Genomic DNA, 6,126 nt, shown 5'->3' with positions numbered 1-6,126 from the left:
GCCGCGGCACAACTTCACCGAACTGCCCCGGATCCGTTCGGAGCGTCCCGCGTTCGAACTGCACTACCCGCACATGGTCGAACGCCTCCGCGCCGAAGCTCACGTCGGACCAGGCAGCCATGGTGGACACACCACCGAAGTCCTCGAACAGGCACGTCGCGCACCTATCGCGACGAGCGACCACGAAGGATCCGGCGACCACGACCCCAAGTAAACATCCAGTCAATCGGCAAGAGCCCCTCCCGGAACTCGGGCGGGGCTCTTCGCTTGCGACAATCTGATCAGTGAAGCAGCAAGAATGGCGACGCACCACATAGGTCAGCGTCGTCGCGAAGGGAGAATCGGTGCCTGACAGAGGTTTCGCTACCGAGGACATCGCTGTACTCGTCACCGTCACCGGGCCCGACAAACCTGGCGTCACCTCGGTTCTGTTCGCGGCGCTCTCGCGTCACGACGTGAGCCTCCTCGATGTGGAGCAGGTGGTCATCCGCGGCCGACTGACTCTCGGCGTCCTGTTGTCGTGCCCGCGCGATCCCGAGGCACTGCAGGACGAGCTGGAGGAGGCCATGTCCACCGTCGGCGTACACGTCGACGTCGAGATCGGTGCCGACCCGGTGGGCAGTCGCAGTCTTGCGACTCATGTCGTCGTCGTCCTCGGCCGTCCGGTCACCGCTCGGGCCTTCAGCAGCATCTCGCGCGAGCTCGCGAGACAGGGTGCCAACATCGACTCCATTCGCGGAGTCGCGGACTATCCGGTCACGGGTCTCGAACTCGACGTCACGGCCACGAACACGTCGCCGGACGCAGACCGTCAACTCAGGAAGGGTCTGTCCGAGGTCGCGGCGGGCGTCGGCATCGACGTGGCCGTCGAACGCGCAGGCATCGCGCGCCGCTCCAAGCGACTCATCGTCTTCGACGTCGACTCGACGCTGGTTCAGGGCGAAGTGATCGAGATGCTGGCCGCCAAAGCCGGACGTGAGGCCGAGGTTCGAGCGGTCACCGAATCCGCCATGCGCGGCGAGATCGATTTCACCGAGTCGTTGCACCAACGCGTGCAGGCATTGGCCGGACTCGACGCGTCCGTCATCGAAGACGTCGCCGACGAACTCGAGCTGACGGCGGGTGCCCGCACGACCATTCGTACGCTGCGGCGACTCGGGTACGCCTGCGGCGTCGTCTCCGGTGGTTTCCGTCAGGTCATCGAGGGACTCGCTCACGAGCTGGAGCTGGATTTCGTCAAGGCGAACACACTCGAGATCGTCGACGGAAAACTGACCGGGCGTGTGGTCGGTGAGATCGTCGACCGAGCTGCCAAAGCGACCGCGTTGCGCGAGTTCGCGGCTCAGGCCGGTGTTCCGATGGAACAGACGGTGGCCGTCGGCGACGGAGCGAACGACATCGACATGCTGACTGCTGCGGGCCTCGGAGTGGCATTCAACGCGAAGCCTGCGCTTCGCGAGATCGCGGACACCGCGATTTCCCACCCGTACCTCGACGCGGTCCTGTTCATGTTGGGCGTGACGCGTAGTGAGATCGAAGCTGCGGACGCTGTCGACGGCGGCGTCAGGCGAGTCCCGATCCTGTGAGCGACGTTCCGGAAACCTCGGTGCCCGGTGCTGGGCCGATCGACGGGACCGTCGACAGTCCGCTCAGTACGTTCGCCGAGCGACATGCTGTGCTGGCCCGAGGCTACGGTGGTCGTGCAGATCCGGAGGATCCCGCGGACGTGCTGGCGATGGCCGTCGTTCTGCACATACCCAAGACGGATCCGCCGCCGCGCAGCAGTCTGTTGGAAGCCGCCGCAGCCGCTGCGGTCGCATTGTGCCTGGACGAACGCGTCGGACCGGGTGGCGAGTGGGAGGACCGCTTCCTCGCGTGGACCGGGTCGAGAATCCGCAAGGTCGCCAGGCGGGCGCGGGGTGCGCACTGGACGGCTGCGCAGGATGTTTCCGGACTTACCGTCGACGTGAGTGGCGCGCAGGCTCGCGCTTTCGTTCCCGGCCGAGTGGGCGATCTGGATCCTCGGGTGAGGCGTTTGCAGATCGGCGGCACCGATGTCCCGCACGACGCTGTAGGCGCGCCGACACCGGGAGTTCCGGTGTTGTGGATAGATCCAGCCCTCGAGATGACGGTAGGGAAGGCCGCCGCTCAGGTCGGCCACGCGTCGATGCTGCTCGCGGGCGCGATGACGCCGGAGCAGTGCCAGGACTGGGCCGACACCGGGTTCGCCTGTTCCGTGCGCGACGCCGACGAGCAGCAGTGGCGTCGGGCACGTGCCCTGGTCGAGGCAGGTCAGGCCGTGGCCGTGCGGGATGCGGGGTTCACCGAGGTGGCGCCCGGTTCGATGACGGTAGTCGCGACGATCTGACGATTCGGCCGTCGCGCAGGTAGCCTCCATCCACCCGCAGGGGTCCACTGCATGAAAACTGGATGTTTCAGTAGGGGCCAGATCGGGCCGACACTGGGTGTATGCGAACGACGAAGCACGATGCACCGTTGAACCCCGACAGACGCACACGACTGACGCTCCGGCTTCTCGCCCTCTACGTCGGCCTGTGGCTCTACGGTGCGTCGATGGCGTTGATGGTGACGGCGGGTCTCGGCCTCGATCCATGGGATGTGTTCCATCAGGGAGTCAGCCGACACGTGCCGTTGAGCTTCGGCACGATCACCGCACTGACCGGCGTCGTCGTTCTGCTCCTGTGGATTCCGTTGCGCCAGAAGCCCGGCTTGGGGACCGTCAGCAACGTCGTGGTCATTGCGATCGCAGTGGACGCCACGCTGCACTGGCTCCCGGACGTGGGAAACATGGCCGTCCGCATCGCGCTGTTGGTGACCGGAATCGTCGTGAACGCCTTCGCGACTGCGCTGTACATCGGTGCGGGCATGGGGCCGGGTCCGCGCGACGGGTTGATGACGGGACTCGTCGCGCGAACCGGACTGTCCGTGCGACTGATTCGCACGTGCATCGAGTTGGCGGTCGTGGCAACGGGGTGGCTCCTGGGCGGAAACGTCGGGGTCGGGACCCTGCTGTACGCGTTCGGAATCGGACCCCTCGTTCAACTGTTCATGACTTACCTGCCGTCGCTGCGGAACACGAGCACGCCCGGACCGGTCAGCGAGATCGGCGATCCGGCTTCGACGGACATGACGTCGGTCGGTACGCCGCGTGGTTCGGACGAATCGAACACCGGCGCGAATTTTCGGGCAGCCCACGAGGGGCAGGCCAGTGAGATCTCCGTCGGACCACCGGAGTGCACGATCAGCAGCGAGCTGTCGTCGTCGACGCGCACTCCGTTCGGTTCGTAGGACCGCACGTCGCCGCCGTCGACCCATGCCTGGATGGTGCGGACGGAGTCGTCGTTCCACTGATCGGTCGTGAACTCGTTGCCGTGTCCGTCGAACCAGACCAGGTCCGGTCGGCCCGACGGGGTGTCCCGTCCGAAGAAGAATTCCTGCTGCCGGAGCGACGGTGCGCTTCGCCTGATCCGAAGCAGGCGTGAGACGAACGCGACGAGATCGGAATCGATGTTCGACCAGTCGATGGCCCACGCGTCCTCGGCGGGTGCGTCTTCGGCAATGCAGTACGCGTTGTTGTTGCCGAACTGCGTGTGTCCCAGTTCGTCTCCGGCGAGCAGCATCGGCGTTCCGGTGGAGAGTGCCAGGGTGGCGAGCAGTGCCCGTACATGGCGGGCTCGGGCACCGGTGATGGCAGGGTCGTCCGTCGGTCCTTCGGTCCCGTGGTCGACGGAGATGTTGTTGTCGGTTCCGTCGCGGTTCTCCTCACCGTTCGCCTCGTTGTGCTTGCGCGAGTACGACACGAGGTCGTGGGCAGTGAAACCGTCGTGGGCGGTGATGAAATTGATTGACGCCCAGGGCTTTCGGCTAGCACCGCCGTAGATGTCCTCGGATCCGGCGAGCCGTGACGCGAGATCGCGCACACCGATCTGTTCGGCCCAGAATCGGCGGACCGTGTCGCGGTAGCGATCGTTCCATTCGGACCACATCGGGCCGAATCCACCCACTTGATAGCCGGCTCCCGTTGCATCCCACGGCTCGGCGATGAGCTTGACTCGCGAGAGAACCGGATCGGTCGTGATGGCAGTGAGGAGGGGTGCGCGAGCGTCGAATCGCCATCCTCCAGGCCGTCCCAGCGTGCTGGCCAGATCGAATCGGAAGCCGTCGACTCCCATGACCTCGGTCCAGTACCGCAGGCTGTCGCAGACCATGCGCACCACTGCGGGGGACGCGGAGTCGAGTGTGTTGCCGCACCCGGTGAGGTCGACGTCGTATCCGCGACCGTCCAGCAGGTAGTACCCCGGCGCGTCGAGTCCGCGCCAGCTGATGGACGGCCCGGACACCGACGACTCGCACGTGTGGTTGTAGACGACGTCGAGCACGACTTCGATTCCGACGCTGTGTAGTACGTCGACCATCGTCTTGAACTCGGTCACCTCGGCGCCGGGTTCGGAGGCGAAACGTGGATCGGGCGCGAAGAACGCACCCGTCGAATATCCCCAGTGGTTACGCATTCCTCGTGCCCGCACGTCGGGTTCGGTCGACATCGCCTGCACCGGTAGTAGTTCCACTGTGGTCACGCCGAGTGTGGTGAGGTGCTGGAGTACTGCGGGTGCAGTGAGGCCCAGGTACGTCCCTCGGTGCTGCGCGGGTACGTCCGGGTGCCTGGCGGTGTAGGCGCCGACGTGGAGCTCGTACAGCACGGTCCGATCCCACGGAACGGACGGCCGGACGATCTCGCGCAGTACGGTCGGGTCGGTGACGACCGACAACGGCATGTGCCCGAGCGAATCGACTGTGCTCGGTTGCCCGAACGGCTCGTCGTCGTAGGGGAGAAGAGCATGCGCGTCACCCAGTTGCCCGACGATCTGCCGCCCCGCGGGGTCGAGAAGTATCTTCCGATCGTTGAAGCGTCGCCCGGCCGCCGGGTCCCACCGCCCGTGCGCGCGGAACCCGTATCTGGTTCCGGGGGTAACGCCGGCAACGAAACCGTGCCGAATGCCGAAGGTCTTCTCCCGGAGTTCGACGCGCCGTTCGGAGCCGTCGGGATCGACCAGGCATACCTCGACGCCGTCGGCCTCGGGCGAGTGGACCGCGAATTGCGTACCACTTGCCGACGCAGTAGCTCCCAACGGAAACGGACAGCCGGGAGGAGAGGACTCCTCGCCGGAGGCGGGACGATCGTCGGTGTGATCAATGGAAGGCGACACGCTTCGAGATCCTGCCGTGTGTGGGGGATGGATGTGCGACAAGATAGACGTCGTGTCTGAACCGGATCCCGATTTGCTCATCGATTTCAACGACGTACTCATCAGGCGAGGTGGGGTGACGCTGGTCGGCCCGGTCACCTGGCAGGTGGAGCTCGACGAACGGTGGGTGGTGCTCGGGCCCAACGGGGCGGGCAAGACCTCCTTGATGCGGATCGCAGCCGCGGAGGTGCATCCGACGTCGGGCACCGCACACGTGCTCGGCGAGGTGATGGGAAAGGCCAACGTCGCTGATCTCAAGACGCGCATCGGTCTGTCGTCGTCGGCTCTCGCTCATCGCATCCCTGCCGACGAAACCGTGAGCGATCTGGTCGTGTCCGCCGGATACAGCGTGCTGGGACGGTGGCGTGAACGGTACGACGACATGGACACCGAGCGCGCCGTGGACATGCTGGAGAGCCTCGGAGCCGAACACCTGTCGCAGCGAACGTACGGAACCTTGTCCGAGGGTGAACGCAAGCGCGTGCTGATCGCCCGTGCGTTGATGACCGACCCGGAACTTCTCCTGCTCGACGAGCCCGCCGCGGGTCTCGACCTGGGCGGCCGCGAGGAACTCGTCGCGCGACTGGCGGATCTCGCTGCCGATCCCGACGCACCGGCCACCGTCCTGATCACCCACCACGTCGAGGAGATTCCCCCCGGTTTCAGTCACGCACTGCTGCTCAAGGAAGGCGGGGTGGTGGCGCAGGGGCTCGTCGACGACGTGATCACCGCCGAGAACCTGACGGAGGCGTTCAGCCAGTCGATCACACTCGATCGGGTGGACGGCCGTTTCTTCGCTCGGCGAACGAGGGCGGCCGGGCAGCACCGCCGGTGACACGTCCGACAATCGGACGTTGTA

General features: G+C 65.8%; 4 protein-coding genes and 1 pseudogene. 4 read left to right on the top strand and 1 reads right to left on the bottom strand.

Annotation, left to right across the window (positions count from 1 at the left end):
* The 3 genes and pseudogenes from CH293_RS25980 to CH293_RS25970 all read left to right on the top strand — a co-directional run.
* Window positions 1-214 (top strand): annotated as a pseudogene (locus CH293_RS25980) (cytochrome ubiquinol oxidase subunit I); the annotation flags it as partial.
* A gap of 130 nt (window positions 215-344) precedes the next feature.
* Entirely contained in the window at window positions 345-1,586 is a 1,242-nt protein-coding gene (serB, locus tag CH293_RS25975) for a phosphoserine phosphatase SerB (RefSeq protein ID WP_052059329.1), read from the top strand.
* Between the two features lie 20 nt (window positions 1,587-1,606).
* Complete coding sequence (locus CH293_RS25970) at window positions 1,607-2,368, top strand: aminoacyl-tRNA hydrolase (RefSeq protein WP_052059341.1); 762 nt, start codon at window positions 1,607-1,609, stop codon at window positions 2,366-2,368.
* 706 nt (window positions 2,369-3,074) lie between these two features.
* On the opposite strand, the gene glgX is transcribed toward CH293_RS25970, so the two are convergent.
* Complete coding sequence (gene glgX / locus CH293_RS25960; RefSeq protein WP_094721864.1) at window positions 3,075-5,228, bottom strand: glycogen debranching protein GlgX; 2,154 nt, start codon at window positions 5,226-5,228, stop codon at window positions 3,075-3,077.
* A gap of 31 nt (window positions 5,229-5,259) precedes the next feature.
* Here glgX and CH293_RS25955 point away from each other — a divergent pair, with 31 nt between their 5' ends.
* Window positions 5,260-6,102 carry an ABC transporter ATP-binding protein gene (locus CH293_RS25955; protein ID WP_037111312.1) on the top strand — a complete coding sequence of 281 codons (843 nt, stop codon included), beginning with the start codon at window positions 5,260-5,262 and terminating at the stop codon, window positions 6,100-6,102.
* The last annotated feature ends 24 nt before the right edge of the window (window positions 6,103-6,126 follow it).

It is taken from the genome of Rhodococcus sp. 14-2470-1b (assembly GCF_002259415.1).
In the GTDB taxonomy this organism is placed as follows: Bacteria; Actinomycetota; Actinomycetes; order Mycobacteriales; family Mycobacteriaceae; genus Rhodococcoides.
Note: the sequence above shows the minus strand (reverse complement) of the source record. Positions and strands in the feature narration are given on the sequence as shown.

What these genes read in the sequence shown, in the direction of transcription:
- CH293_RS25955 (WP_037111312.1), top strand. Translation starts at nt 5,260, where the DNA reads ATGTGCGACAAGATAGACGTCGTGTCTGAACCGGATCCCGATTTGCTC.